Genomic DNA, 3,699 nt, shown 5'->3' on the forward strand with positions numbered 1-3,699 from the left:
CGCTGCTGTGGCAAACCGCCTAGCCGCCGCTTTCGGCCCGGGGGCCGTGCTTTTTTTTCCGCGGGGGGCGTTCTGGGGGTGGTCGCGCTGTCCCCCGCCCCCCTCGGGGGCGCGGGGGTCCAGGCCTCGGCGGATCGCACGCTCCACCGCCGAGTAGTTCCCGTCCTGCCGCTCCAGCTCACAGGGGGCGGCGGGCATCAACGGCGGCTGCGCCATGAAACGGGGGCGGGTGCCGTGGTGGGGCTGGGCCGCGTGAACCAGGAAGGGATGGCAGAGGTAGACGTCACCGGGACGGCCGGTGGCGTACCCGAGCGGGCGGTGGGCGGAGGCCTCGACCAGGCGCGGGGCGATCTCCAGCCCGGACACACCGGCCTCGCCGTACGGCTCCAGCAGCGGCGGCACGTCGAGGTGGGAGCCGATCCGGATCCGGGTCGGGGCGTCCGTCTCGGTCACCTCGGAGAACAGGAACAGCATCAGCAGGGCCCGGTCCCGGGAGCGCAGATTCGTGAAGTACCAGCTCTCGCCCTCCGGGAGATAACTCCCCTCGATGTGCCAGCCCGCGTCGTCCGGTTCCAACGCGTGCGGGAACCGCAGGGGAAAGCTGCCCAGCGAGTAGCGCGGCACCCAGCGGCCCTCGCCCACCAGCAGGTCGAACGCCGCGTGCAGCGCGGGGGAGTTGACGGCCGCCGCGAACGGGCCCTGGGCCATCCCCGCCACCCACACCACCGGGTCCTTCCAGGTGCCGGGGTCCGCCGGGTCGTACCCCGTCTCGCGCCAGAGCAGCCGGGCGCAGTCCTCGGCGACCCGTGGCGGGAACGCGCCCTCGATCTTCACGAAACCGTCGGTCAGGAAGCGTGTCACCAACTCGTCGTCCACCCGGTCATCGTGGACCGTGGGCCTTGCCGTCCGCATCCGGTTTTTTGCCGCACCGGCAACACGACTGGCCTCCGGGCGGTGCGTCGTCGCACTCTGGCGGCACCCGGACGAGAGGCTGATCCCATGGCGCACGACCACCACCACACGGACACCCACCAGCACACGCACACCCACGATCGCCACCACGCCCACGCGAACACCGACATCGACTGGGCCGAGATGGCCGGTCACCTGGAGTCGCAGGCGGAGCTCTTCGCGCCTCTGTACGAGAGCGCACTCGGCTGGCTCGGAAAGGAGGTCACCGAGCCGGGGCTGATCGTCGACGTCGGCAGTGGGCCGGGGGTGGTGTCGTGTCAGTTCGCCGAGGTGTTCCCGGGTGCCCGGGTGCTGGCCGTGGACGGCAGCGAACCGCTTCTGGACCGGGCCCGCGCCCGTGCCGAGCGGCAGGGCGTGGCGGACCGCTTCGGCGTGCTCGCCGGTGAACTCCCGGGGGTGCTGGACGAGCTGGACTACCCGGCGGACCTGTTGTGGGCCGGGCACAGCCTGCACCACCTCGGTGACCAGCGGGCCGCGCTCACCGCGTTCGGCGAGCGGCTGGCCCCCGGCGGCACCCTGGCCATCCTCGAAGGCGGCCTGCCCAGCCGCTTCCTGCCCCGCGACATCGGCATCGGCCGCCCCGGACTCCAGGCCCGGCTGGACGCGCTGCAGGAGGAGTGGTTCGCGCAGATGCGCGCCGAACTGCCCGGTTCGGTCGCCGAGGCGGAGGACTGGCCGACGCTGCTGTCCTCCGCAGGCCTCAAGTACGCCCGCACCCGCAGCTTCCTGCTCGACCTGCCCGCTCCCGCCTCCGACCGGGCCCGCGCCTACGCCGTCGAGACCTTCTCCCGCTTCCGCGACACCCTCACCGACGATCTCCACGCCGACGACCGCGCCACCCTGGGCCGCCTCCTCGACCCGGCCGACCCGGCGAGCCTGCACCGCAGGTCCGACCTGTTCGTCCTCGGCGTCCGCACGGTGCACACGGCGGTACGGCCCGTCTGACCGGAACGGCCCGGTACCGCACGGTACCGGGCCGTCCGCCCTCCCCGGGCTGTGGCGCGGCGCAAGCGCCTGGGTCAGTTGTTCGCCAGGAACTGCTTGGCCAGCGAGTCGCCGAGGGTCACCGCCGCGCTGTGACTCTCTATGGGGGACACCTTGGAGTTCTTGAACAGGATGTAGGTCACGCCGGAGTCCGCGCCGCCGGTCGCCGGGTCGGGGTCGATGCCGAGCGCCTTGGCGGTGGCGTACGAGGCCTCGCCGATGATCTTCGTGGGGCCGGTGTCGCCGACCACCGCGTACTCGACCTTGTTGTTGTAGATCACGGCGACCACGCCGCCGCCCTTGATGCCGGCACTGGAGTAGTTCCAGATGCTGCTGGAGCTGGGCACCACGATGTACGGCAGCGACTCGGCCTTCAGCGGCTTGCCGTCGGACTGGTGGAAGGCGGTGTCGTCCTGGTACCAGGGATCGCGGTCCTCGTTGCAGTTGGTGGTGCGCTGCCCGTCGCAGTCGATGTCCATGTCGGCCTTCCAGAAGACCGCGCCGTTCTTGCCGCAGACGGGAATCGTGGCCGACGTCTCGTCGTCGGTCTTGTACTTGCCGTTGGAGATCTGGGAACAGGACGTCACTTTGGCCAGCAGGGCCGCCGCGCTGACCGAGCCCTCCTGGGCGGACTTCGGTACGGCGGCGCCGGACGCGCTCGCGGGAAGCACTCCGGCGGCCAGCAGAGCGGCGCCGGAGGCCGCGGCAAGGGTCAGTGTTCGGATGCGCACTGTGGGGGGTCCCCTTCTGTTAGGAAAGTTTCCTGACCGGGTGTCGTACAAGGTGGACCCGGCGACATGTTCGCGTCAACCCCTGGAGGTCACATCGGTGATTTCTTACGCATTGCGGCGATATGGGCGGCAGGGAACACTGGTGGGGCAGAACATTCCGGATATTTACACAGGAGCCGTGTGGGGTTTGAACGGTGGCTCCGGTGGCTCCTGGGAGGCGAGGGGCCATGTTCGTGCGCACGGTGTACGTGACCGGCGATCCATCGAAGGCCGAGGCTGCCATCAGGGTGCTGAACAGCGAGGGGCGCGAACTGCTCGAAGAACGCCCCGAGTACCGGGGTGCGGGCGTCTTCGTCGACCGGGAGCTCGGCAAACTGCTCGCGGTGAGCTGGTGGGGCTCGGAGGCGGCCCGGCGCAACAGCGACCAGGTGATGCGCGAGCGGCGGGGGCCGATGCTGGAGCCGTTCGCGGGCACCGTCGCCGTCGAGAACTACGAGGTGGCCGTCTTCCACTCGGTGCAGCCGCCGAGAGTGGGCGGCGGTATGCGCTCCACCCGGGTGGAGTTCGCTCCCGCCGACACGGACCTGTTCGCCGAGACGTTCCGCTCCTCGGCGATACCCCGGCTCGAAGCGCTGCCCGGCTTCGCCCAGTGCTCCCTGTTCGTCGACCGGCAGCGGGGCCGGGGGATGGTCGGCTCGCTCTTCGTCGACCACGCCGCCATGGCCGCCTCGCGCGCCGGGCAGGCGGCGGCCCGGAGCGCGGACGCCGCCAAGGCCCATCTCACCGTGGTGGGCCTGGAGGAGTTCGAGGTCGTCCACGCCGACGTGCGCCCCGACTGACGCGCCCCGCACCGGAGCCGGCAACGTGAACGGCCGTCCCGCCGTGCGCACGGCGGGAGGCCGGGGTGGACCGGGCTCCCGCCCGGCGCCGCGACTCTCCAGCGGCACGCGCGCGTAGCCGGTCCTGCGGCAACTCCGTGAAATCTTCCAGGGATCAAAGGCGGCCCCACCGC

The 3,699-nt window shown here is 71.2% G+C and carries 3 protein-coding genes and 1 pseudogene; 2 read left to right on the forward strand and 2 right to left on the reverse strand.

What is annotated here, in order from left to right; translation table 11 throughout:
- Positions 1-120: 120 nt before the first annotated feature.
- Positions 121-912, reverse strand: a pseudogene (locus AB0P24_RS47645) (phytanoyl-CoA dioxygenase); the annotation flags it as partial.
- Positions 913-999: 87 nt separating this feature from the next.
- Between AB0P24_RS47645 and AB0P24_RS47650 the strand changes: the two are divergent.
- On the forward strand, positions 1,000-1,917 hold the full coding sequence (locus tag AB0P24_RS47650; RefSeq protein ID WP_365805715.1) for a class I SAM-dependent methyltransferase: 918 nt from the start codon (positions 1,000-1,002) through the stop codon (positions 1,915-1,917).
- 74 nt (positions 1,918-1,991) lie between these two features.
- Here AB0P24_RS47650 and AB0P24_RS47655 read toward each other — a convergent pair whose 3' ends face one another.
- Positions 1,992-2,687, reverse strand: a complete 696-nt coding sequence (locus AB0P24_RS47655; RefSeq protein WP_365805717.1) for a glycoside hydrolase family 75 protein — start codon at positions 2,685-2,687, stop codon at positions 1,992-1,994.
- A 227-nt stretch (positions 2,688-2,914) separates the two neighbouring features.
- Between AB0P24_RS47655 and AB0P24_RS47660 the strand changes: the two genes are divergently transcribed.
- Positions 2,915-3,526 carry a hypothetical protein gene (locus tag AB0P24_RS47660; protein WP_365805719.1) on the forward strand — a complete coding sequence of 204 codons (612 nt, stop codon included), beginning with the start codon at positions 2,915-2,917 and terminating at the stop codon, positions 3,524-3,526.
- The last annotated feature ends 173 nt before the right edge of the window (positions 3,527-3,699 follow it).

The sequence above is a fragment of the Streptomyces sp. NPDC086519 genome (genome assembly GCF_040686075.1).
GTDB classification, from domain to species: Bacteria; Actinomycetota; Actinomycetes; order Streptomycetales; family Streptomycetaceae; genus Streptomyces; species Streptomyces shenzhenensis.

What these genes read in the sequence shown, in the direction of transcription:
- AB0P24_RS47650 (WP_365805715.1), top strand. Translation starts at nt 1,000, where the DNA reads ATGGCGCACGACCACCACCACACGGACACCCACCAGCACACGCACACC.
- AB0P24_RS47660 (WP_365805719.1), top strand. Translation starts at nt 2,915, where the DNA reads ATGTTCGTGCGCACGGTGTACGTGACCGGCGATCCATCGAAGGCCGAG.